Annotated in this window: 18 protein-coding genes, 1 pseudogene and 1 riboswitch; of the genes and pseudogenes, 12 read left to right on the top strand and 7 right to left on the bottom strand. The window is 64.1% G+C overall.

Going from position 1 to position 24,318, the window contains the following annotated elements:
- Window positions 1-85: 85 nt before the first annotated feature.
- A complete protein-coding gene (locus tag CDV46_RS01950; protein WP_087721661.1) occupies window positions 86-613 on the top strand; it encodes a DUF995 domain-containing protein in 528 nt (175 codons plus the stop codon).
- Between the two features lie 117 nt (window positions 614-730).
- On the opposite strand, the gene CDV46_RS01955 is transcribed toward CDV46_RS01950, so the two are convergent.
- The 5 genes and pseudogenes from CDV46_RS01955 to CDV46_RS01975 all read right to left on the bottom strand — a co-directional run bounded on the left by CDV46_RS01955 (window position 731) and on the right by CDV46_RS01975 (window position 8,186).
- Window positions 731-2,983, bottom strand: coding sequence for a TonB-dependent receptor (locus CDV46_RS01955; RefSeq protein ID WP_087721662.1), 2,253 nt, complete (start codon window positions 2,981-2,983; stop codon window positions 731-733).
- A 584-nt stretch (window positions 2,984-3,567) separates the two neighbouring features.
- Window positions 3,568-3,708, bottom strand: coding sequence for a DUF3563 family protein (locus CDV46_RS01960; protein WP_087686702.1), 141 nt, complete (start codon window positions 3,706-3,708; stop codon window positions 3,568-3,570).
- Window positions 3,709-4,246: 538 nt separating this feature from the next.
- Window positions 4,247-4,627 (bottom strand): annotated as a pseudogene (gene cueR, locus CDV46_RS27320) (Cu(I)-responsive transcriptional regulator); the annotation flags it as partial.
- Window positions 4,628-4,634: 7 nt separating this feature from the next.
- Complete coding sequence (locus CDV46_RS01970) at window positions 4,635-5,456, bottom strand: endonuclease/exonuclease/phosphatase family protein (RefSeq protein ID WP_064675050.1); 822 nt, start codon at window positions 5,454-5,456, stop codon at window positions 4,635-4,637.
- A gap of 126 nt (window positions 5,457-5,582) precedes the next feature.
- The gene (locus CDV46_RS01975; RefSeq protein ID WP_087721663.1) at window positions 5,583-8,186 is read right to left on the bottom strand and encodes a heavy metal translocating P-type ATPase; all 2,604 of its coding nucleotides are present in this window, start codon (window positions 8,184-8,186) and stop codon (window positions 5,583-5,585) included.
- A gap of 379 nt (window positions 8,187-8,565) precedes the next feature.
- Here CDV46_RS01975 and CDV46_RS01980 point away from each other — a divergent pair, with 379 nt between their 5' ends.
- From CDV46_RS01980 to CDV46_RS01990, 3 genes are all read left to right on the top strand, one after another.
- A complete protein-coding gene (locus CDV46_RS01980; protein ID WP_087686699.1) occupies window positions 8,566-8,763 on the top strand; it encodes a heavy-metal-associated domain-containing protein in 198 nt (65 codons plus the stop codon).
- Between the two features lie 193 nt (window positions 8,764-8,956).
- Window positions 8,957-9,134, top strand: a riboswitch (FMN riboswitch).
- Window positions 9,135-9,230: 96 nt separating this feature from the next.
- Complete coding sequence (gene ribB / locus CDV46_RS01985) at window positions 9,231-9,977, top strand: 3,4-dihydroxy-2-butanone-4-phosphate synthase (protein WP_087721664.1); 747 nt, start codon at window positions 9,231-9,233, stop codon at window positions 9,975-9,977.
- Window positions 9,978-10,133: 156 nt separating this feature from the next.
- Window positions 10,134-10,724, top strand: coding sequence for a PaaI family thioesterase (locus CDV46_RS01990; protein ID WP_087686697.1), 591 nt, complete (start codon window positions 10,134-10,136; stop codon window positions 10,722-10,724).
- A gap of 202 nt (window positions 10,725-10,926) precedes the next feature.
- Here the strand turns inward: CDV46_RS01990 and CDV46_RS01995 are convergent, their stop codons facing one another.
- Window positions 10,927-12,723 (bottom strand): cation:proton antiporter, encoded by a 1,797-nt coding sequence (locus CDV46_RS01995; RefSeq protein ID WP_087686696.1) that lies wholly within the window; start codon window positions 12,721-12,723, stop codon window positions 10,927-10,929.
- A gap of 479 nt (window positions 12,724-13,202) precedes the next feature.
- Between CDV46_RS01995 and CDV46_RS02000 the strand changes: the two genes are divergently transcribed.
- The 4 genes from CDV46_RS02000 (at window position 13,203) to CDV46_RS02015 (ending at window position 16,779) form a co-directional block, all read left to right on the top strand.
- Entirely contained in the window at window positions 13,203-13,910 is a 708-nt protein-coding gene (locus CDV46_RS02000) for a DUF2848 domain-containing protein (RefSeq protein WP_087721665.1), read from the top strand.
- A gap of 14 nt (window positions 13,911-13,924) precedes the next feature.
- Window positions 13,925-14,629: a GntR family transcriptional regulator gene (locus CDV46_RS02005; RefSeq protein ID WP_087686694.1), complete on the top strand. Its 705-nt coding sequence runs from the start codon at window positions 13,925-13,927 to the stop codon at window positions 14,627-14,629.
- A gap of 2 nt (window positions 14,630-14,631) precedes the next feature.
- On the top strand, window positions 14,632-16,017 hold the full coding sequence (locus tag CDV46_RS02010; RefSeq protein WP_087721666.1) for an amidase: 1,386 nt from the start codon (window positions 14,632-14,634) through the stop codon (window positions 16,015-16,017).
- Between the two features lie 249 nt (window positions 16,018-16,266).
- The gene (locus CDV46_RS02015; RefSeq protein ID WP_058377834.1) at window positions 16,267-16,779 is read left to right on the top strand and encodes a disulfide bond formation protein B; all 513 of its coding nucleotides are present in this window, start codon (window positions 16,267-16,269) and stop codon (window positions 16,777-16,779) included.
- 101 nt (window positions 16,780-16,880) lie between these two features.
- Here CDV46_RS02015 and CDV46_RS02020 read toward each other — a convergent pair whose 3' ends face one another.
- Entirely contained in the window at window positions 16,881-17,873 is a 993-nt protein-coding gene (locus tag CDV46_RS02020; protein WP_249277392.1) for a LysR substrate-binding domain-containing protein, read from the bottom strand.
- 209 nt (window positions 17,874-18,082) lie between these two features.
- Here CDV46_RS02020 and xdhA point away from each other — a divergent pair, with 209 nt between their 5' ends.
- The 4 genes from xdhA (at window position 18,083) to CDV46_RS02040 (ending at window position 24,257) form a co-directional block, all read left to right on the top strand.
- Window positions 18,083-19,555: a xanthine dehydrogenase small subunit gene (xdhA, locus tag CDV46_RS02025; protein ID WP_087686692.1), complete on the top strand. Its 1,473-nt coding sequence runs from the start codon at window positions 18,083-18,085 to the stop codon at window positions 19,553-19,555.
- A 12-nt stretch (window positions 19,556-19,567) separates the two neighbouring features.
- A complete protein-coding gene (gene xdhB, locus CDV46_RS02030) occupies window positions 19,568-21,916 on the top strand; it encodes a xanthine dehydrogenase molybdopterin binding subunit (protein WP_058377832.1) in 2,349 nt (782 codons plus the stop codon).
- Complete coding sequence (gene xdhC / locus CDV46_RS02035) at window positions 21,916-23,043, top strand: xanthine dehydrogenase accessory protein XdhC (RefSeq protein WP_254915902.1); 1,128 nt, start codon at window positions 21,916-21,918, stop codon at window positions 23,041-23,043. Before xdhB ends, xdhC begins: the two co-directional genes overlap by 1 nt.
- A gap of 173 nt (window positions 23,044-23,216) precedes the next feature.
- Entirely contained in the window at window positions 23,217-24,257 is a 1,041-nt protein-coding gene (locus CDV46_RS02040; RefSeq protein ID WP_087686691.1) for an adenosine deaminase, read from the top strand.
- Window positions 24,258-24,318: the final 61 nt, after the last annotated feature.

Below are 24,318 nucleotides of genomic sequence, written 5' to 3' on the forward strand. Positions count from 1 at the left end.
GATACGCGCTCACGCGCGTGTTTGCGTGCGTTGGCACGGGTTTATGTGCGCAGGCGTCGTGCTCAGGTTTCGTCCGGGAGTCACCATGTTCAGCCTCATCACTCGCTTCATCAGCATCTTCCGCTTCAGTCACCGTCCCCGCACTGCCCTCACGTTCAGCGCATTCAGCGCATTCGGCTCACTCGCCGCGCTCTGCCTTTGTGCCCTGTCGCCCGTCGCACACGCCGACCCGATGCATTTGTCCGACATCAAGCAAGCCAACGGGCAGCAACTCTCCGTCGACGACTTGCGTTCGCTGATGCCGGGCGCGCACATCACCAACCTGCTCAACAACGGCAGCACGCGCAAATGGGTCAACGAGACCGATGGCTCGCTCAACGCCACCACCGATAACAAAGGCGGCATCGGCTCCACCACCCGCACCGTGCAGACCGCTCACGCCACCGGCACGTGGTCAGTCAATGACAACGGCTCTTACTGCGTGAATCTGGAGTGGCGCTCGCTGACAGAGAACTGGTGCCGGTTCATGTTCAAGGTCGGCGACAAGTATTACGGCGTGCCGTCGCTCGCCAACGGTGCGGCCATGGCCACGGAATTCAGCATCGAGAAGTGATCAAACGCGACCGCCAGACGATAAAACGCCCCGGGGCTGCGAACAGCACCGGGGCGCGACTGTGTCGACTGCGTTTTCCGTCGTCAGTGTGGCAGAAGGGGCAACGCGACGGTCAACTCAGAAGTCCGTCGTCATCGACATCAGGAAGGTGCGCGGTGCACCCAGCGTCAGGTAGTTGCTCGACGACACGCTCGACCAGTAAGCCTTGTTCGTCACGTTGAGCACGCTCACGCGGAACGTCGTCGGCTTGCCGTAGATCTGCATAGCGTAGCGAGCCCCCAGATCGAAGCGGTCCCACGCCGGAATCGACGCGCTGTTCGCAATGTTGGCATACTCGCGGCCCGTATGAATCCAGCGGGCATTGAGCGTGAGGCCCGGCACCCAAGGCACGTCGTACTCGGCACCGAGGTTGTACTGGAACGTGGGCACGCCCACCGGACGATTGCCATTGGTGGCCGCGCTCGACTGGTTGAGCAACTCGCCGTCGATGTACGAGACGCCGGCAATCACGCGCACGTCCTTGACCGGGCTGCCGTACACCGAGGCTTCGACGCCGCGATGGCGCTCCGACCCATCGGCCACGTAGAAGTTGGCCGCGTTGGTGTACGCCGACGGCTTTTCGATCTGGTAGAACGCCACCGATGCGCCGAAACGCGCAGTGTCGTACTTCGCGCCGAATTCGTACTGCTTCGAGCGGTACGGCGGCAGCGACTGGCCATAGTTGTTCGTGCCCTGCGGCGCGGTCGAGCCCGCCGCCAACCCTTCACTGCGGTTGGCGAAGAAGGCCACGTTCTGCCACGGTTTGAACACCAGACCGAACACCGGCGTGGTGATCGAGTCGTTGTACGCCAGCGTCTGCACACCGGTGTAGCCGTAGTTGTTCACGCCGATGGACTGATGACGCACACCCACCGTCGCCAGCACGCGGTCGTTAAAGAAGCCCACCGTATCGGACACTGCCACGCTGCGCAGCAACGTGAGTGCCGTGGTCTGCGGATCGTCGAGATTGCCGCCCTTGAGCGTGGTGGCCGGATACGGCACCTGCGGCGGGTTGACGAAGTTCGTCGAGAACGCCCCCGCATACGTGTAGGCCGACTGCGAATCGAGGCGCGTGCCCGAGACACCCGCGCTCACGAAATGCGACACCGGGCCGGTGGTGAAGCGCCCACGCACGCCGATTTCACCCGAGAGCGCGTCTTCCTGGTGCGGTGCGTTCAGGCGCGTGGCGGTAATCGTGCTGGGCGAGCCTTTCCACGTCGGGTTCGAGTACTCGCCGTTCTCGTTGGTGTGACGCACGCCACCGGTGATGTACGCGGTCCAGTTCGGCAGGAAGTCGTACTCGGCACGCACGATACCGACGTTATCTTCCAGCGTGGTGTAGCTCCACGACTGGGCGTAGTTCGACGTGGCTGCCGGAGGCGGGGGCAGCACATTGCCCGAGAAGTTGTACAGCGCGCGGCCCGAGCCGATGTGTTCCTTCTGATACAGGAAGTCGGCCGACACGCGGACTTTGTCGCCGCGCCAGTCGAGCGCCACGGCAGTGGTATTCGAGTTGGAATGCTCGCGGTCAACGGACGTCTCGCCATCGCGCACGGCCTGATTCACGCGAATACCGAACTGGCCCTCACTGCCGAAGCGGCGGCCGACGTCCACATGAGCCCCCAGCTCACCGGATCCACTGGTGTCGACCGTCACGCGCGTGAGCGGTGTGTCTTCCGCACGCTTGAGCTGAAGATTCACGCCGCCACCGATCGACGAGCCGCCCGGTGACGCACCGTTCAGAAACGCGTTGGCGCCTTTGAACAATTCCACGCGCTCAAGTGCTTCGGTCGATACCAACTGACGCGGCGTGATGCCGTAGAGACCGTTGAGCGAAATGTCGTCGCCGGCGAGCGTAAAGCCACGAATCACGAAGGTCTGCGCAAAGTTGCCGAAGCCCCGCGACATGCGCACCGACGGATCGTTATCCAGCACGTCGGCCAGCGTACGGGCCTGCTGGTCCTCGATCATCTTCGACGTGTACGCGCTCATGCTGAACGGCACGTCGAGATTGTTCTGATTCCCCAGCACGCCAAAGCTCATGCCGCGCGCCACCTGACCGCCGACATACGCGGGCGGCGGATCATTCGGCGAGGCTTCGCGGGCACCCTGCACGGTGACGGCGGGCAACGCCACGTCGTTCTGTGCTGTGGCATTGGGCGTCGCAGATTGCGCGATGGCACCCGCAGAGAACACAAGCGAGCCGAACGCCAGCGTGACAGCGGCAACCGTCGGGCGCAGCACCGGGTAGCGTGCACCGGCAGCGGCGGACGCAAAAGCGCGACCGCGTGCAACACGCGTCGGCAGAGACAAACTGGTGAAGTCAGACATGAAGGGGTACGACTTGAAGAATACGTCCCGGCAAGCGAGGCCACCGGGACTGGAAGCGTTTCGTCGGCGGCGGCCTTCATACGACAAAGCGCGCTGCCGCCGACAACACCGACGTCTTGGAGCCAGCCCTCGCGACAGTATTTTTCACGCGACAGCTCAACTCGCCCGAAGTTTAATGAGAATCATTACTGTTATCAATTACTCAAATACAACTCAGTGAGCCTGTTATTTATGGGAGGTCAGGCAATACGCGTGTTTCGGTGGGTGATGATGGAAATGCTCACCGGACCGTTGAGCAGGATGCGTTGGCTGTGTGCGACAGCGTTCGCAGGAGAGGCGTGGGAGGTGTTGCCGGAGACGTAAACGACAAAGCCCGCCAATTGGCGGGCTATTGCGTGAGCCAGTCCCGGAACTGCGAGGACATGGCATCCGGACTCACGGCTGGGGCGCTGTCGCACGTCATCACAACGATGACGGGAATCGCCCAATGTGACGATCGACCAGCCTGATTGCGCCAGCGACGACCGTTCGTCCGGAAGGACTTGCTTGACTACTTTTTAGCGGCTGATTAGCTGCTTAACTACTTAGTAACCGGCGGTTTCGAGCGCGCGGATACGTTGTTCCAGCTCAATGATGTCCTTCGACTCAGCCAGGAACGATTCACGACGACGGCGTTCTGCGGTTTCAAACCAAGTGTTCACGACTTCAAACAGGGCGGCAAACATGACGTTTCTCCAATTCATTTAGTGTGCTGCATCGCAGCAGTGCTTCGCATTATATAGGGTTTTCCCGTAAAGGGTTAGCCCCGATATGTGAAAACCACACAAATTCTGCTAGAGCGTCACTTCGAATACAGTCGATTCCAAATTAATTTCTTAAAAATCATATAGATAATGATTTTTCACGCCCTGTAAAATCGCCTGCGGCAGTCCGTCGCGGGGTGCCGATCAAAAAACAACAGATCAAAAAAAGCGCCGCTGTTGCGGCGCATCATGAGTCGTCTGGGGCGATGTGCGAGCGCTTGGCGGCGCCGCGCCGGCCGGCTTAGCCCTGTGGCACATGGCACGCCTGAGCGTCCCCGTCTTTGCCTGACGTCCCGGATGGCGCCCCAGTGGTGTTCTCTGACGCCGCGGCTTGCTGCACCGGCACATTCGCTGCGCCAGCGGCGGAAGCCACCGCACTGGCGCCCCCGGCCGATGACGTCACCGGCATCGATGCAGCCGATGCTGTCGATGCCGTGGCAGGCGTCGGCAAGGTAGCGGCGGCAATGCCCTCGAGAATCGGGCAGTCGGGACGATCGTCGCCATGGCAATGCACGGCCAGATGGGAGAGCGTGTCGCGCATCGCGACCAATTCCCCGATACGTTGATTCAGCTCGTCGACATGCGACTGCGCGAGCGCCTTGACCTGTGCGCTGGAGCGCCCACGGTCCTGCCAGAGCGCGAGCAACTGGCGTATCTGATCGATGCCGAAACCCAGCCGCCGCGACTGGCGAATGAAACGCAGCAGATGCAGGTCCTGCTCGCCATAACGCCGATAGCCGGCGTCGGAGCGCGGGCTCGGCGGCATCAGGCCGATACTTTCGTAATACCGGATCATCTTGGCCGTCACACCGCTGGCCTGCGCCGCTTGTCCGATGTTCATAGCTGCCTCACAGGGGGGATCGAGGGTTGAACGGCGGGGTGGAAGCACCATTCATTGACGCCTTCTCATCATCCGACGGCATAAGCCGGGCGCTGATGGGCGAATGATCGGAGATTCTCGACCAGGGGCGGCCATGCAACACCTCCGCCCCTTCAATATCAAAGCCGCGTGCGTAAATGCGGTCAAGCCGTAAAAGCGGTAAACCGCTCGGAAAACTACGGGCAGGACGCCCCACCCGGTTCTGAAAGACCTCGGTCAGCGCCAGTTTCTCTGCGAGCAACCGGTCCGCCTGATTGCTCCAGTCGTTGAAGTCGCCAGCAATGATCAGCGGCGCATCCGCCGGAATGCCGTCTGCCACCCGCTCCGCCAGCATGTCGAACTGACGGCGCCGTCCGGGCCCGGCCAGCGACAAATGCACACAAAGACAATGCAAAGGCTGTCGCAAGCCCGGCACCGCGATTTCACAGTGCAACATGCCACGCTTTTCAAAACTATAGGTGGTGATGTCGTGATTGTCCGATCTGACGATCGGATAGCGGCTGAGAATGGCATTGCCGTGGTGTCCGTGCTCGTACACCACGTTGCGCCCATAAGCGTGGTCGCGCCAGATACCTCCCGCCAGAAACTCGTGCTGTGGCTGTATTGGCCAGTTGCTGTGGCGCGAGGCATGGCGCTGATGCATGCCCTGCACCTCCTGCAAGAACACGAGATCCGGCGCGAGCCCTTCCAGCCCGGCGCGCAACTCGTGGACCCGCAGACGGTTGAATGCGGAAAAGCCCTTGTGGATGTTGTAACTCGCGATATGCAGACTATTCATATTCGGCAGCATGGACCTGACGCCGGAAGACAGACGATATCAAGCAGATGAGGTCGCTTTCGGCGAAATTCAAGTCACGTTGAGATCTGGGCGCCGCATCGGGCGTGATCCCCCAGTGCGTCGCCCCTGATCGATTCATTATGCGCCGTTCGGCGTGTGCCCGGGCAAATCGCCCGGCACCGCCCGGGCAGCTTGCCCCGGCGCTCCGTTCGCTCCCACGCCCGCAACCGCCGTCGTTGTGACACCCGTGCTATTTGCCGGACGCCAGCGGCGCAACAACAGCGCGTTGCTCACGACGCTCACGCTGCTGAGTGCCATCGCCGCCCCGGCGATCACCGGGCTCAGCAACCCCAACGCCGCCAGCGGAATGCCGACCACGTTGTACGCGAAGGCCCAGAACAGGTTTTGCCGGATCTTCGACCACGTGCGGCGCGACACGTCGATGGCATCGGCAACCCGCAGCGGGTCACCGCGCATGAGCGTAATGCCGGCGGTCTGCATCGCCACGTCCGTACCCGACCCCATGGCGATGCCGACATCGGCTGCCGCGAGTGCCGGAGCATCGTTGATACCGTCGCCGACCATCGCTACGACCGCGCCGTCGCGCTTGAGTTGCGTAATGACTTGCGCCTTATGCTCCGGCAACACGTCGGCGTGCACCTCGTCGAGCCCCAGCGCCGCCGCGACCGCATTGGCGCTGCCCGCGTTGTCGCCCGTCACCATCACCGTGCGCACGCCCAATGCGTGCAGCCGTTCGACCGCCTCGCGCGCCGAGGCCTTGACGGTGTCGCCAAAGGCCAGCAAACCCAGCAACCGGGGAGATTCGATAGGGTTCACACCGGCACTTGCCCGAGCGTCGCCATCGCCGATGCCGCCCGCGTTGCCACTGACATTGCGCCCCGTATCCACCAGCCACGACACCGTGCGTCCTTCGCTGGCCAGCCGTGCGGCCTCCTGCGCCAATTCGCCTTGCGACACATGCAGTTCGTCGAGCAACCGTGCATTGCCCAACTGAAGCGCATGCGCCATGCCCGACTCGGTGATACGAGCGCGCATGCCGCGCCCCGGCAACGCCGCAATGTCACTCGCCACCGGTACATTGCCCGCGAGACCGGCCTCGTCGGCGGCCGAGATCACCGCCTTCGCCAACGGATGCGAACTTCCCGACTGCACGGCCGCCGTCCAGCGCAGCAACGTTTGTGCTTCCACGCCCGATGCGGGCAAGTAGGCGACCAGACGTGGCTTGCCTTCGGTCAGCGTGCCCGTCTTGTCGAAGGCAACGACGCTCACCCGATGCGCCAGTTCAAGCGCTTCGGCATCCTTGATGAGAATGCCCTGCCGCGCAGCGGCTCCCGTGCCCACCATGATCGCGGCGGGCGTCGCCAACCCCAGCGCACACGGACACGCGATCACCAGCACTGCCACTGCATTGAGCATGGCGGCTTCGAAGCCGATGCCCAAGGCCCAGCCGGCCACCAACGTGATGAGTGCGATCACGACCACCACCGGCACAAACACGGCGGCCACCCGGTCGACGGCCCGCTGAATCGGCGCCTTGCCCGCTTGTGCGTCTTCGACCATGCGAATGATGCGGGCGAGCGCGCTATCGGCACCCACGGCCGTCGTTTCGACGCGCAATGTCCCCGCGCCGTTGATCGAACCGCCGACGACGGTATCCCCTGCCGCTTTGTCGATCGGCAACGGCTCGCCGGTCAGCAACGATTCATCGAGCTGACTCGCACCGTCGCGAATCACGCCGTCGACGGGCAACCGTTCACCGGCGCGCACGATGACCCAATCACCGACGACCACCTGACCGAGCGGCACGCTCACCTCATTGGCCGCGCCATGCGGATCACGCAGCACACGCGCCGTCTCCGGACGCAGCGCCGCCAGCGCGCGAATCGCCTCGACCGTACGGCGCTTGGCGCGCGCCTCGAGCCACTTGCCGAGCAGCACCAAAGTGATGACGACCGCCGCCGCTTCGAAATACAGGTGCGGCGTGCTGCCCTCGGGCGCACGCCACCATTCGTAAAGACTCAGGCCATAAGCGGCCGACGTCCCCAGCGCGACGAGCAAGTCCATATTGCCGCTGCCGGCCCGCACGGCCTTGTAACCCGCGCGATAAAACCGGGCACCGAGCCAGAACTGCACCGGCGTGGCGAGCAGAAATTGCACCCACGACGGCGGCATCAGATGCACACCGAACGGTTCGAGCAGCATCGGCAACAACAACGGCAACGACAGCAGCGCCGCCACGGCAACCGGCCACCACGCCGGGCCCTCGTGCGAGGCCGCCTCGGCCGCCGGGTCGGTGACCGGCGTCGCTTCGTAGCCCGCCTTCTGCACGGCAGCCGTGAGTACGGCCGCATCCACCGCGCCGCGAACGCCACGCACTGTGGCTTTCTCCGTCGCCAGATTGACACTCGCCTCCACCACGCCGGGCACCGCACGCAACGCTTTTTCGACACGTCCGGCGCACGACGCGCAGGTCATGCCGCCAATGGCCAACTCGAACGATTGCTCGGCCACCTGATAGCCCGCGTCGCTCACCGCATGCTCCATGGCGCCCAGCAATGCCGACGGCGTCACGTCCGGCGATGCCTCCACCGCCGCCGTCTCCGTGGCGAGGTTCACCGTCGCGTTGGCAACGCCGGGGACGCGCCGCAATGCCTTCTCGACACGCGTCACGCACGAAGCGCAGGTCATGCCTTCGATGCCGACCGACCAGTTCTGAGTCATTTGAGCGCCTCCATGAGCACTGTCATCATGTGTCGAAGCATAGACCTTGCCATGACAGGAAGGTCAAGCATATTGCGGCAACTCGCCGCGACATATTGCCTCGGCGGCCGCTGGTGAACCTCTGGCGGGCGATTACCGAGCAGCGGCGGGGTCCAGCCGCGAGAACACGATGCAAGACAAGCCATCACCATACCGCCACCGGAACCGCGCGGGTTTGGGCCGCGTCTGACCCGTCACGCGAATGGGCTGAAAAATCGCTTGAGCTTCCCGTTATAGGAAGGTCTATGATCGGTTCACGTCAGAAGGGATACCGAAGCAACGGAAGCCCCCGGACTCCCCAAACCTCGAACCTGTTGGTCAGTTACTCAAGGAGTACATCATGCAAGTACAAGTCGAAGGAATGAGCTGCGGTCATTGCGTCAAGGCCGTCACGCGTGCCATCACCGAGCGCGACGCCGCCGCAAAGGTCAATGTGGATCTGGGCGCAGGCCGTGTCGATGTCGACAGCCGCCTCTCCCCGGCCGAAGTGACGGCGGCCATCGCCGATGCTGGCTATACGGTCAAAGGCACCAACTAAACGTCATTACCTGACATCCGTGAGGCTCACGCGCCTCACGGACACGCCCTCCCTCCCCCCCGCATACCCCCGCCGTCAACGCTGCCTCCTCAGCAGACTTCCCGCACCTTGTGCTACGCTTTGTCTCGCTGAAGATGCAGTCGCCGCCCTTTGGGGCACTCATGGCATTCATGACACGCTGCGTCCTTGGCATACACGTCTTCAGGGCGGGGTGAAAGTCCCCACCGGCGGTATGTGAGAGGTGCAGTTCGCGCTGCACGCTCATGAGCCCGCGAGCGCTTGCCACCGTTGCTTTCGCAACACCGGCAGGGTCAGCAGATCTGGTGCGAAGCCAGAGCCGACGGTCATAGTCCGGATGAGAGAAGATGCGTCGATACCCGCGCTCCATGGGATGCCGTCCCATGGTGACGTCCGTTCGCATGCCCTGAAACGTTTTTCGCCCGATCTATTTACGCGAGGAGCGTTTCATGTCCGTCAATACCAGCAACGCCAGCACCACCCGCAACACCCAAGCCGTACCGCAAGCCTCGACAGCCACCGCCGCCAACGCGGATGACAACCTGTTGGCCTACCCCGCTTTCGCCAATCTGCCGCCGGTCGAAGTGCGTCTTGCCGCGTCGCTCGAAGCGATGCGCGAGGGCCGTCCCGTCATTCTCATGGACGATCTCGACCGTGAGAACGAAGCCGATCTGATCATCGCCGCTGAAAAAATCACGCCCGCCACCATGGCCATGCTGATTCGCGAGTGCAGCGGCATCGTCTGCCTCTGCCTGCCCGACGAAACCCTGCGCCGTCTCGATCTGCCGCCCATGGTCGACCAGAACCAGAGCCGTTACGGCACGGCGTTCACGGTGACGATCGAAGCGCGTGAGGGCGTGACGACCGGCGTGTCGGCCGTGGACCGCGTGACCACGATTCGCACTGCCATTGCCGACGACGCCAAGCCGTCGGATCTGTCGCGCCCCGGTCATGTGTTTCCGCTGCGTGCGCAGCCGGGCGGCGTGCTGACGCGCCGCGGCCACACGGAAGGTTCGGTCGATCTGGCGATGCTCGCCGGTCTGAAGCCGGCCGCCGTGTTGTGTGAACTCATGAACCCGGACGGCACCATGACGCGTGGCGCCGAGATCGAGCGCTTTGCCGAACTGCACAACCTGCCCATCCTCACGATCGACGAACTGGCAACGTACCGCCGCGATCAGGCACAGGCAGCGTAAGCACGCTGAAATGGGTATCGCGCGCTTTCCGGGGTGCGGTACCCACACCGCCCCCGCGTCGACATTTCCCTCTAACGCCGTGATACACGGTCATGCGAAACCGCTTCTATAATCGCCTGACATGCCTATCATCATAAAAGTTACGAGGAAGACGTCATGACGCAGAGTGCCCCCACCCTGAAATCCGTCAAACCCGATGCCGCTGCGGTGCTTGCCCAGTGGGAAGCCGACGAGGCCGCCGTGCGTGCACGGGTCGAGCGCGATGGCGCAGCGCGTTATGGCGTGGCGAACCCATCGGACGTCATCGGCCTGTCGGGCAATGAGATTTTTCAGGCGATGTTCGACGGCAAGCTGCCGATGCCGCCGATCAGCGAAACGCTCGGATTCATCGCCATCGACATCGCCGACGGTCACGCGATCTTTCAGGGCAAGCCGGCACTTCCCTATTACAACCCGCTGGGCTCGATCCACGGCGGCTGGTTCGCCACGCTGCTCGATTCGGCCGTCGGATGTGCCATCCATTCGACCTTGCCCGCCGGACGCAGCTACACCACGCTCGAACTCAAGACGAACATGGTGCGTGCGCTCACGCGCGACGTGCCGCTGGTGCGCGCCGAAGGCAAAGTGATTCAGGTCGGGCGTCAGGTCGGGATTGCCGAAGCCCGCATCGTCGGACCGGACGGCACGCTGTACGCGCACGCGACGACGACGTGTCTGGTCTTCGACTTCCCGCCGCGCAAGGGGTAGGGTCGCGAACTCGCGAGGTCGAGCGGTCGTGAGATCGAGAGATCGGCGGCCCGCGAGATCGAAGAGGCGCGAGGCGTAATACGCGGATGACGTCAGGCCACTGAACAAAAAAAGCCCGCCGGAGACCATACTCCGGCGGGCTTTTTATTAGGCGGCTACGGCGCAAACTCCTTCGCGCCGCCAGTCACCTCAATCAGTGCACTCAGTGCGAACCACCACCGCCCTGCGGGCCACCGCCGTGATCGCTTTCCGGCTGGTGCTCCATGGTTTCCTTGAGCGCGATTTGCAGCTTGGCGTGCATGCGCACGAACCAGCTGCGCATGACAACGGCCAGCACCACCGTCCCGGCGACGATCAGCACGATCATCTCGGTCGACGGCAGAATGCTCGCCGAGAGCGCCGCCACCAGCAGAATCACGCCGACCATCGCCGCAATCGGCAGAATCTCGGCGACCACGCGACGCACTTGCAACGTATAGCGTCCCGTCAGGCTAGGCGGTACCGACAACTCGACCAGCAGCAGCGAAAGCGACTTGAGCTTGCGATACACCGCAATCAGGAACGGCAGCGACACCACGAGCGCACCGCCCCAGACCACCGCGCTTTGCAGACTCGGGTCACGCACCCACGGCGACATCAGTTCCGCCAGTCGACGATAGAAGAACGCCCCGCCGAGGAAAATCGTCACCACCAGCGCCAGATTGATCGCCACGCTGACCACAATGCGGCGCACGATGCCCACGATGGCCGCGCTGTCGCCTGTCAGTTGAATGCTTTGCAGCCACTGCGTGTATTGCCCGAGCACGTACGACAGACGCCCCGGCATCACACGGCCGAGCCAGCCCGTGAACGGATCGGCACCGCGAATCAGATACGGCGTGAGCAGCGTCGTGATGACCGACACCGCCACGGCAATCGGGTACAAAAAGTCGCTCGTCACCTTCAGCGACAGCCCCAGCGACGCGATGATGAACGAAAACTCGCCGATCTGCGACAGGCCCATGCCCACCCGCATCGAGGTTCTGCCATCCTGCCCCGACATGAACGCCCCGAGTCCGCACGACACGATCTTGCCCACGACCACTGCCACCGTGATCACCAGAATCGGCACGATGTACGTGCTGAGCACGTGCGGGTCGAGCAGCAGCCCGATGGTCACGAAGAAGATTGCACTGAACATGTCGCGCAGTGGCGCGACCAGCCGCTCGATGGTGTGCAGCTCCCGCGCTTCGGCCATGATCGCGCCGATGAGAAACGCGCCGAGTGCCACGCTGTAGCCCATCTGGATGACCAGCAGACAGAAGCCGAAGCATAGGCCGAGCACCACCACGAGCAACATCTCGTCGCTCTTGAACTTCGCCACGTAACCGAGAATGCGTGGCACGAGCAAGATGCCCACCACGAGCGACACGACCATGAACAGCAGCAGCTTGCCCAGCGTGAACGTGGCTTCGCCCGCATCGACCGAGCCGCTGATGGCAATGCCCGAGAGCAACGCGATCATGCCGATGGCGAGCACGTCTTCCACGATCAGCACGCCGAAGATGAGCTGCGCGAAGCGCTCCTTCTTCATGCCGAGTTCGTCGAGTGCCTTGACGATGATGGTGGTCGACGAAATCGCCAGCATGGCCCCGAGGAAGATCGAATCCATCGCCTTCCAGCCGAAGAAGCGGCCGATCTCGTAGCCGATCCAGAGCATCAGCACGATCTCGGTCAGCGCCGCCACGAACGCGGTCACGCCCACGCGCGCGAGCTTGCGCAAGCTGAATTCCAGCCCCAGCGAGAACATCAGGAACACGACCCCGAGCTCGGCCAGAATGCCGATCGTCTTCTCGTCGTGTATGAGGGCAAACGGCGGTGTGTACGGGCCGATGATCACGCCCGCCACGATGTAGCCGAGCACGACCGGTTGCCGGAACCGGTTGAAGATGACCGTCACGATGCCGGCAAGCAGCATGATGACGGCCAGGTCCTGAATGAAGTCGATGGCGTGATGCATCCGATACGTTCTCCCCGCGGCGTGTTACGCCGGTATTGCTGTTCTTGATGTCACGCCAAACGCCGCGCCGCAACCCGAAGGCCGCCGCGCCAACACAAGGCGTGATGCTTGATAAAGGTGGGAAGCCGGCTGAGACCCTGCCGGCTTGATAGACGTTGCGCGTGTCGCCCCTGGCGCGGGCGTGCCGCCGGGCGGTTGGTCTTGCATGCGCCTCATTCGGATACCCCGCGCTGGAGGTCCAACGCAGGGGGAATGTCCGCAAGGCACGGTGCGACCGCGATACCACCCGCGCGCGCCGAATCAATATACGCGATGGGCGGAGACGCGCGCAACCCATGATTGACGGGGCTCTTCACAAAAAATTCCCCAAAATTCCTGCGAATCGCCCCTTCCGATGAAATTTTTTTACTTGCGTTTTGTCGCGCCGCACTGTGAAATATCACAACAATATCAATTGAATTTCACAGGAGTGCGTTTTCATGAGTTCCCGTTTGTCGTTTGCGGTGCTTGCGGTGTCACAAGGCGACGCCTCCGTTGCCGCCAAGGTGCCCGTCACCGCATCTGTCGATACGCTGATCATTGCCGGCTGGGCCGGGCGCGATCGTGACGCGGTCGAGCATCACATTGCCGAATTGGCGGCCCTCGGTGTGCGCCGCCCGTCGGCCACGCCGTGTTTCTACCGGCTGGCCCCGGCCTTGCTCTCGCAGGACGACGCCATCGACGTGGTCGGCCAGACCAGCAGCGGCGAAGCCGAGTGCGTGCTGGTGCAAAGCGACGCCGGTTTGCTGGTGAGCGTGGGCTCCGACCACACCGACCGCGAGGTCGAGGCCTACGGTGTCACCGTGTCGAAACAGGTCTGCGGCAAGCCGGTCGCGCGTGAGGCGTGGCGCTTTGCCGACGTGGCAGGTCACTGGGATCAACTGGAACTGCGCTCGTGGGTCACGCGCGGCGGCGTCCGGCACCTGTATCAGGAAGGCACGGTGGCCGGCCTGCTCTCGCCGCAGGAGCTGATGGCAAAACTGGGGCCGGACGGCTTGCCTGCTGGCGCCGCGATGTTCTGTGGCACACTCGCTGCCATCGGCGGCGTCGCCGGGGGCGACGTGTTCGAAATCGAACTGCGCGACCCGGTGCTCGGCCGCGCTATCCGGCATCGCTACGCCACGCAGGCGCTGGCCATCGCCGACTGATCTCCCCCGATTCGATGCTCAACGACACGCCCGACGCTTCCGCCCCCGCCGCCCCTGCGGCCTCCCCTCGCGCCGCTGTGCCCGCCGATGGCCGCAGCCTCACCGAGCGCGCCTACGAGGCGATCAAGCACGACATCATCACCTTGCGGCTGCGTCCGGGCGAAACGCTCAACGAAGCCCAGTTGATGCAGTCGACGGGGCTCGGGCGCACGCCGGTGCATCAGGCGATGCACCGTCTGGCGCTCGAAGGCTTGCTCGTGATCCTGCCGCGCAAAGGCGCCATGGTCGCGCCGGTCTCGCTCAACGATGCGCTCGAGATCATCGACGTGCGCATGATCAACGAGACCTACTGCGTCGAACTGGCCGCCCGCGCGGCGACACCCGACGACCTCGCGGCGATCAAAGCCGTGCTGGCGCGCTCGCGCGACGCCATTGCGGCACGCGACGTGGCCGTGATGATGGCCATCGACCGGGACTTCCATCTGGCGATCTCGCGCGCCTCGCGCAACCAGACGCTGGCCGAGTTGCTGCGCGGCCTGCACGAGCGCTCGCTGCGCTTCTGGTTTCTGGCCCTGTCCACGCCGAGCCATCTGGAAGGCGTGTTCGACGAGCATCTCGAACTGTATGAAGCCTTGGCGGCACACGACGCCGAGCGCGCCCGCCGGGCAATTGCCCGGCATATCGAAGAATTCCGCACCCATATTCTGAAAGCGATCTGAACATGAGCCACGACGCCATCGATCTGAAACGCCCCCTGTCCGACCTGGCCGCCGCACTCGACAGCGGCCGCACCACCAGCCGCGCCCTGACCGAGCAAGCGCTCTCGCGCATCGCCGATCCGGCGGGCCAGGGCAACGTCGTCTTCACGCAAGTGGACGCCGACGCCGCCCGCGCCGCCGCCGACGGTCTGGACGCTCTGCGTCGCGCCGGTGTCCGCCTGTCGCCGCTGATGGGCGTACCGGTGTCCGTCAAAGACCTGTTCGACGTGGCGGGTCAAGTCACGCGCGCCGGATCGACCGTACTCGCCGACGCCGCCCCGGCAACGCGCGACGCCCCCGCCGTGGCGCGCCTGCGTCAGGCCGGGGCCGTGATCGTCGGTCGCACCAACATGACCGAGTTCGCGTTTTCCGGGCTGGGACTCAACCCGCATTACGGCCATCCGCGCTCGCCGTGGCAGCGCGAGACGGGTCACGTGGCCGGGGGCTCGTCCTCGGGTGCCGCCGCATCCGTGGCGGACGGCATGGCCGCCGTCGGGCTGGGCACCGACACGGGCGGCTCGATCCGTATTCCGTCGGCATTTTGCGGCCTGACCGGCTTCAAGCCGACCGCCTCGCGCACGCCGCGCGACGGCGCCGTGCCGCTCTCGACCACGCTCGACTCGGTCGGCCCGATCGGCCGCTCCGTCGACTGCTGCGCGTGGGTCGACGCCATTCTGTCCGGTCAGCCGGTCATCGAAACGCCTGCTGCCTTGCGCCCGCTCAAGGGCATGCGCTTTGGCGTGCTGACGAACTACGTGCTCGACGGCGCAGAACCCGCCGCCCTCGCCATTTACGAGCGCGCCCTCGCCGCCTTGGCCAAGGCCGGCGCGACGCTCGTCGAATTCAAATTCGCCCCTTTCGAGAACCTGCCGGCCATCAACCGCTTCGGCTTCTCGCCGATTGAAGCGTTCGCATGGCATCGCAAGCTGCTGGCCGAACGCGCCGACGGGTATGACCCGCGCGTGCTCGTACGCATCCGCAAGGGCGAGCCTGCGGGAGCGGCCGACTATATCGATCTGATCGAAGCGCGAGCCGCGCTCATCGGGGCAGCAAATCCGGTTTGGCAGAGTTTCGACGCGGTGCTGTGCCCGACCGTGCCGCTCACGCCGCCGGCGATCGCCCCGCTGGAAGCCAGCGACGAGACCTTCACGGCCACCAATGCGCTGGTGCTGCGCAACCCCACGGCGATCAACATGATCGACGGCTGCGCGTTCTCGCTGCCGTGTCAGGCAGAAGGCGAAGCGCCCATCGGCCTGATGGTGAGCGGCGCAGCGGGCGACGATGCGCGCCTGTTCCCGGTCGGCCGGGCCATCGAGCACACGTTGCGCGAGGCGGGCTTGGGCGGCTGAATCCGCCGCGGGCGGTGACGTCCCGGCCCGATCACGGGCACCGTCTCAGGTACCCCTGTGAGTTTTGATAGCCCACAGGGGACCGCAAACGTCCGATTTTTGGGCGGAAAGTTCCGTATTTTTTCGTCTCACGCGCGAATCGACGCGGGGTTACAATGCCAGCCCATGTGCCCGGCGCCCGCATCATACGGGGGTTTACGGGCATCAGCGTGCCGTCTGTTATCCGATAGTCCACCCGCCCGAAGTGACATGAACGCTCAAATCGACCCGGCCCTGCGCCGCGAACGCTCGTTGTATTTCCTGCTGACCCTCGTGTGTCTCGCCCTGCTGGGCGGCGCGCTGTACTTCCAGTACGTGCTGCACGAAGACCCTTGTCCGCTGTGCATTCTGGCGCGCTATTCACTGGTGCTGATCGCGATTTTCGGGCTGGTCGGTGCGGTCTCGCGCGGTTGGGCGGGTATTCAGTTCGCGCGCGTGCTCGCGGCGCTGTCGGCGATCGGCGGCATGGCCGCATCGGCCTATCTGATCTACGTGCAGGCGAATCCGATGGTGAGCTGCGGCTACGACGTCGTCGAAGCCTTCGTCGATGCCCTGCCGACCTCGCGCATGCTGCCGCAGGTCTTCCAGGTGCAGGGCATGTGCCAGACGATGTATCCGCCGATTCTCGGCCTGACGCTGCCGATGTGGTCGCTGGCCGCATTTGTCGTAATTTTTCTGGCGCTGGCGTTGCATCGTCCGCGTCGCGCGATTTCGCTGCGCTAAGGCGTCATTCTCCGATTCGATACCGGCGCGTGCCCGCTGCGGCACCGCCCGATATCGAAGTCTGTCTCACTGGCCGTCCTCCGGGGCGGCCAGTCTTGTCTTTAGGGCCGGCCGGCCACCGTGCCGTCAGTGGCAAGCGCCGCGCCATTGCCCGCACCCGCGCCACTCCCGGCCGCATCCAGTTCCGTTGCCACTTCCGCCACTCGCCGGCGCAGCCACGTCACCTCGGGGGCCGCGTGAGTCCGCTCGTGCCACAGTTGATAGAACCGCATCGGCGGGAACGCGAACGGTGACGGCAGCACACGAATCGGCAAATAGCGCGCGTAGTGCTGCGCAAACTGCCGCCCGGTGGTGAACACCAGATCCGTGCGCATCAGCACGTACGGCACGAGTCCGAAATACGGCATCGTCATCTGAATGTTGCGCCGCAACCCCTGTTCCGCCAGACAGCCGTCGATAAAACTCTGGCGCTCCGCCACATAAGGCGTGGGCGCGAGATGTGGCAATTCCAGATAGTGCTTGAGCGAAATGCCCTTGTTCGCGAGCGGATGCTGTGCGCCGAGCATGCACACCACTTCGTCGTCGAACAGGCGCGACATGTGCAGTTGGGGCGGCGGTTCCAGCCAGTTGCCGATCACCACGTCGAGCGAGCCGTTTTCGAGCGCACCGGCGTAGTCGAAGCCCGCATTGATCGGCTGGACGTGCAGGCGTGCCGACGGCGCATCGCGGCGCAGCACTTCGGCGATATTGGGCAGAAAAACCGCGTCCAGATAGTCCGGCGCGCCCAGCCGGAACGCCCGCGTGGTGGTCTGCGGGGCGAATTCGGTGGCCGGATGGGTGATACGGTCGATGGCGGCGAGCGCATCCGTCGCGAAACCCAGCAGCTCGCGGCCGCGCTCGGTGGCGACCATGCCGCTCTTGCCGCGCACCAGAATGGCGTCGCCCGTGATCTCGCGCAGCCGGCGCAGCGAGTTGCTGACCGCCGGTTGCGACTGGCCGAGCTTGAGCGCGGCGCGCGAAACGCTTTGTTCGGTAAGCAGCGTATGGAGCACCCGCAGCAGGTAGGCGTCGATCTGTTCGCGGGGTCTTTGCATGGGGACGGGGGCTCGGTGGACGTGTTGAACGTCTGATAACGGGGGGATGAACGATAGTTTATGACAATGCCGCGTCATCGGGGCGACCGAATAGCCATCATCATGGGCACGAAATATTTACCTCCCGCGCCGGTGCTATCTTCGGCTCATCCCCACGCCGGAGCAGTCCCGGCGCATCGACAACAATTCACTGCACTACACTGAGAATCATGGAGACACAACCCATCCGCTTCTATTACCGCGGCAAGGTGCACGAGGTCACGGGCGAAGATACGACCCGCACCGTGCTCCAGTACACGCGCGAAGACCTGCATTGCACCGGCACCAAGGAGGGTTGTGCCGAAGGCGACTGCGGCGCCTGCACCGTCGTGATCGGCGAGCTGGCCGGCGATGGCGATGTCTCCCTGCGCGCAGTCAACGCGTGCATTCAGTTTCTCCCCACCCTCGATGGCAAAGCCCTGTTCACCGTAGAAGACCTGCGCGCGCCGACCGGCGAGCTGCATCCGGTGCAACAGGCGCTGGTCGACTGCCACGCCTCGCAGTGCGGTTTCTGCACGCCCGGCTTCGTGATGTCGCTGTGGGCGATGTATCTGAACCGCCCCGAATCGGCGGGCTGCCCGAGCCGTCGCGAAATTGACGACGTGCTCTCCGGCAACCTGTGCCGCTGCACCGGCTACCGCCCGATTGTCGATGCCGCACAGAAAATGTACGACCTGCCGCGCCACGAATTCGATCGTGCCGCACTCGCCAAGCAGCTTCAGGCGCTGCAACGCGGCGAGATGCTGACGTACGAGCACGACAACCACCTGTTCCACGCCCCGCGCTCGCTGGCCGAGCTGGGCACACTGCGCGCCGCGCACCCGGATGCACGCATTCTCGCGGGCAGCACCGACGTGGGCCTGTGGGTCACCAAGCAATTCCGCGATCTCAAACACCTGATTTATATCGGGCAGGTCGCGGAACTGCGCGAGATTTCGGAAGGTCCGAACGGCATCTATGTCGGCGCAGGCGCCCTGCTCAACGATGCTTTCGACGCACTGGTCAAGCACTACCCCGAACTGGCGGAACTGCGTCAGCGCTTCGCGTCGTTCCCGATTCGCAACGCGGGCACGCTCGGCGGCAACGTCGCCAACGGCTCGCCCATCGGCGACTCCATGCCGGGCCTGATCTCGCTGGGCACGTCCATCGTGCTGCGCCGTGAAGACCGCGTGCGCGAAATGCCGCTGGAGGACTTCTACATCGCGTATCAGAAGAGCGCCATCGAACCGGGTGAGTTCGTGCAGGGCATCCGCGTGCCGTATCCGCGCACGCCCCAGCGATTTCGCACCTACAAGCTGGCCAAGCGCTTCGATCAGGACATTTCCGCCGTATGCGCCGCCTTCGCCATCGACCTCGACGGCAATGTGGTGCGCTCGGCCCGTATCGCCTTCGGCGGTATGGCCGCGACGCCCAAGCGCGGTGCCGCGATCGAAGCGGCGCTGAACGGGCAACCGTGGACCGAGGCCACCGTGCGTGCCGCCATGGCCGCATTGCCGACGGACTACCAGCCGCTCTCGGATATGCGGGCGACGAGTGCTTACCGGCTCGCGGGCGCGCAGAATCTGTTGTATCGTTTTTTCCTGGAAACGCGTACCGACGCGCCGCTGGCGGCGCACGAGGTCAATGCGTTTGCCAACGTCTGACCGGAGCCGCCCATGAACACGCAAGTTGAAGGCTTCATGACGCAGACCGGTACCACCACGGCATCGAGCGCCCAGGTGGGCCGCTCGCGTCCGCACGAATCGGCCGTCCTCCACGTGGCTGGCGAAGCCACTTACACCGACGACATCCCCGAAGTCCAAGGCACGCTGCACTGCGCACTGGGCCCGTCGCCCAAGGCGCACGCGCGCATTCTGTCGCTCGATCTCGACGCCGTGCGCAAAGCGCCGGGCGTGGTCGCTGTGCTGACCGCCGCCGACATTCCCGGCGTGAACGATTGCGGTCCGGTCATTCACGACGATCCGATTCTCGCCGACGGCATCGTGCAATACATCGGTCAGCCGATGTTTGCCGTCGTCGCCGAATCGCATGACGCGGCGCGCCGTGCTGCACGTCTCGCCAAGGGCGAATACGAAGATCTGCCGTCCATTCTTACGCCGCAGGCGGCCAAGGCAGCAGGCGCGGGCGTGTTGCCGCCGTATCACCTGCGCCGTGGCGATGCCGATGCGGCGTTGCAAGCCTCGCCGAACCGCCTGACGGGCACGTTCGAATGCAACGGGCAGGAACAGTTCTATCTCGAAGGGCAGATTTCGTACGCCATTCCGAAAGAAAACGATGGCGTGCACGTCTACTGCTCGACGCAGCACCCGACCGAAATGCAGATGCTGGTCTCGCACGCGTTGCACTGGCACAGCCATCAGGTGCTGGTCGAATGCCGTCGCATGGGCGGCGGCTTTGGCGGCAAGGAATCGCAATCGGGTCTGTTTGCGTGCGTCGCGGCGCTGTGCGCCACGCGCCTCAAGCGCCCCGTGAAGCTGCGTCTCGATCGCGACGACGACTTCATGATGACCGGCAAGCGTCACGGCTTCTACTTCGAGTACGACGTGGGCTTCGACGACACCGGCCGCATCACCGGCGCGAAGGTCGACATGACGCTGCGCGCGGGCTTCTCCGCCGACCTGTCGGGCCCGGTCGCCACGCGCGCGATCTGCCACTTCGACAATGCCTACTACGTGCCCGATGCCGATCTGCGGGCGCTGTGCGGCAAGACCAACACGCAGTCGAACACCGCTTTCCGTGGATTTGGCGGCCCGCAGGGCGCACTGATCATGGAAGTGTTGCAGGACGCCATCGCACGCCGTCTGGGTAAAGACGCCCTCGACGTGCGCCGCGTCAACTTCTACGGCACCACCGATCGCAACACCACGCCGTACGGGCAGACCGTGAAGGACAACATCATTCACGAGCTGGTCAGCGAGTTGGAAACGACCAGCGACTATCGCGCACGCCGCGACGCCGTGAACGCGTTCAATCGCACGAGCCCGGTGCTGCGCAAGGGGCTGGCACTCACGCCGCTCAAGTTCGGTATCTCGTTCAACGTGCAGGCCTTCAATCAGGCCGGTGCGCTGGTGCACGTCTACCGTGACGGCTCGATGCTGGTCAATCACGGCGGCACCGAGATGGGGCAAGGGCTGAACACCAAGGTCGCACAAGTCGTCGCGCACGAGCTGGGTGTCGATCTCTCGCACGTTCGCGTGACGGCAACCGACACCAGCAAGGTCGCCAACACCTCAGCAACGGCAGCGTCGACCGGAGCCGACCTGAACGGCAAGGCCGCGCAGAATGCCGCGTGGCAGATTCGCCAGCGGCTGGCCGCCTTTGCCGCGCAGAAATACGGCGGCTCGGCCGACGACGTGCAGTTCGCCAACGATGTCGTGACCGCCAACGGCAATGAAGTCGCGTTCCCCGATCTCGTGGAAGCGGCCTACTGGGCGCGCGTGCAGCTGTGGTCCGACGGCTTCTACGCCACGCCGGGCCTGTCGTGGGATGCGGCGAAGATGAACGGCAATCCGTTCTACTACTTCGCGTACGGCGCGGCCGTGTCCGAAGTCGTGCTCGACACGCTGACCGGCGAATGGCGCCTGCTGCGTGCCGACGTGCTGCACGACGCGGGCAAGTCGATCAATCCGGCGCTCGACATCGGGCAGGTCGAAGGCGCGTTTATTCAAGGCATGGGCTGGCTGACCACCGAAGAGTTGTGGTGGAACAAGGACGGCAAGTTGATGACGCATGCCCCGTCGACGTACAAGATCCCGGGGATCAGCGACTGCCCGACCGACTTCCGCGTGGCGCTGTTCGATAACACCAACGTGATGGACTCGATCCATCGCTCGAAGGCCGTGGGCGAACCGCCATTGCTGCTACCGTTCTCCGTGTTCAATGCGTTGCGCGACGCCGTCGCCAGCGTGAACGACCATCGCGACGAACCGGTGCTCAATGCGCCGGCCACGTCCGAGGCGCTGCTCATGGCGATTACCGAGTTGCGCACGCGGAGCGCCGGCTGATGCATCGCTGGGTCGACGCCGCCCACAAACTGCTCGCGCGCGGTGAAGCCGCCGTATTGGTCACGATCGCGCGCGTCGAAGGCTCGGCCCCGCGTGAAGCGGGCACGCATTTGCTCGTGACCCGCGAGCACGTGTGGGAAACCATTGGCGGCGGCCATCTCGAATGGCGCGCGATGGAAGTCGCGCGTCAACTGCTCAAACAGTACGGGCAACAGGGCGGGCGGCACGTCGAGCGCTTCGCCCTCGGCCCGAGTCTGGGCCAGTGCTGCGGCGGTGCCGTCACGCTCGCCTTTGAAGTGCTGACACTCACCGATCTGGCATGGGTCAGCGCGTTGCATAAGCGGCTGAGCGCGGGCGAATCGAGCCTGCGCAGCGTAGCCTTCGGCGCCCCCGGTGCCAACGCCGTGGCCAGCCAGCAGCAAGGCGGACCGGTGTTGCTGACCGAACTCGATGCCAGCGAACCGCTGGCACACCCGCACACGCTCACACGCGACGCCGATGATGCCGCCTGCGCGTTCTGGCAAGGCAGCGACGGCTGGTTGTGGCTGAGCGAGCGTCTCGCGCCCAGCGATTTTCATATCGTGCTGTTCGGGGCCGGTCACGTTGGGCAAGCCATCGTGCAGGTGCTCGCGACGCTGCCCTGCCGTGTGACGTGGGCCGATGAGCGCCACGAGACGTTCCCCGACACCGTACCGCCCAACACCACGGTCGAATCCACCGACACGCCCGAGTCTGTCGTGGCGGAAGCGCCGCCGGGCGCGTTTTTCCTTGTCATGACGCACAACCATGCGCTTGATCAGCGGCTGTGCGAGGAAATCTTCAAGCGTGACGATTTTGCCTACTTCGGGCTGATCGGCTCCATGACCAAGCGCCGCCAGTTCGAGCACCGGCTGCGCGACCGGGGCGTGCCGCCCGAGCGTTTCGAGCAGATGATCTGCCCGATCGGCGTGGCAGGCATCACCGGCAAGGCCCCGGCGACGATCGCCATTGCCGTTGCCGCGCAGTTGCTGCGGGTGCGCGAGCAACAAATGCATCTGAGTGCGCCAGCGGGCACTACGACCAACGCTGTCAGCAGCCACGGCGACGCCGCTGCCACCGCATCCGAACGTGCCGGCGTGTCGATCTGAGCGCCTGCCTCGCAAGGCTTTGGCCCGATTTTCGCCCTATTTGCCCCGGTAGCTGCCCGCCGGCACGTCCGGGCGTTTCATCGCACGCGCCGCTGCCTGCGCGACGCGCGTGACCGGCACAGGCCTGCGACGGTAGAATCCCGCCCAATCCCCCAACGACAACACCCAATTCCATGCCACTCACGCCAGAACAAGCCAAGACTATCTGTGCCATGCCCAAGGCCGAGCTGCATGTGCATATCGAAGGCACGCTGGAGCCCGAGCTGATTTTCAAGTTGGCGCAGCGCAATGGCGTCACGCTGCCGTACGCCAACGTGGAGGCCTTGCGCGACGCGTACGCCTTCACCGATCTGCAATCGTTCCTCGACATCTATTACGCGGGCGCGAGCGTTCTGCTGACCGAGGACGATTTTTGCGACATGACGCGCGCCTACATTGCACGCGCTGCGCAAGACAACATCCGTCACACCGAAATCTTCTTCGATCCGCAGACGCATACGGCGCGCGGTGTGTCCATCGAGACGGTGATCAACGGCATCGAACGCGCGTTGGCCGAAGCCGAGACGCAGCACGGCATCACGAGCCGCCTGATCCTGTGTTTCCTGCGGCACTTGTCGGAAGAAGATGCGTTGCAGACGCTGGAAACCGCCCTGCCGTACTTCAACAGCCACGGACATCGTCTGATCGGCGTCGGGCTCGATTCCTCGGAACAGGGGCACCCGCCGACCAAATTCACACGCGTGTTCGAGCGCTGCCGGGCGCTGGGCTTGCGCATCGTCGCGCATGCCGGCGAAGAAGGCCCGCCCGCCTACATCTACGAAGCGCTGGACACCCTGCAAGTCGAGCGCGTCGATCACGGCGTGCGTGCCATCGAAGACGAGGCCTTGCTTGAGCGACTCGCACGCGAAAAGATCGCGTTGACGGTGTGCCCGCTATCGAATGTGCGTTTGAAAGTGTTCGAGGACATGGGCCAGCACACCCTGCATCAGTTGTTGAAACGAGGCTTGGCCGTGACGATCAATTCCGATGATCCGGCGTATTTCGGCGGCTATCTGAATGAAAACTTCCTCGCGACCTTCCATGCGCTCGACATGACGATGGACGATGCATACACGCTGGCGCAAAACAGCTTTGAGGCGTCGTTCATCAATGACAGCGAGAAAAACGCGTTAATCAGCGAATTGGCGAAATTCCGCGCGGCCAACGCGACTTAAGCGTAAATCGCGTGTGAATTAAGCGCATATTCAGCACCACGCGATCAAAAAAACGCCGAAC

It is taken from the genome of Pandoraea sp. PE-S2T-3 (genome assembly GCF_002179965.1).
Classification (GTDB): Bacteria; Pseudomonadota; Gammaproteobacteria; order Burkholderiales; family Burkholderiaceae; genus Pandoraea.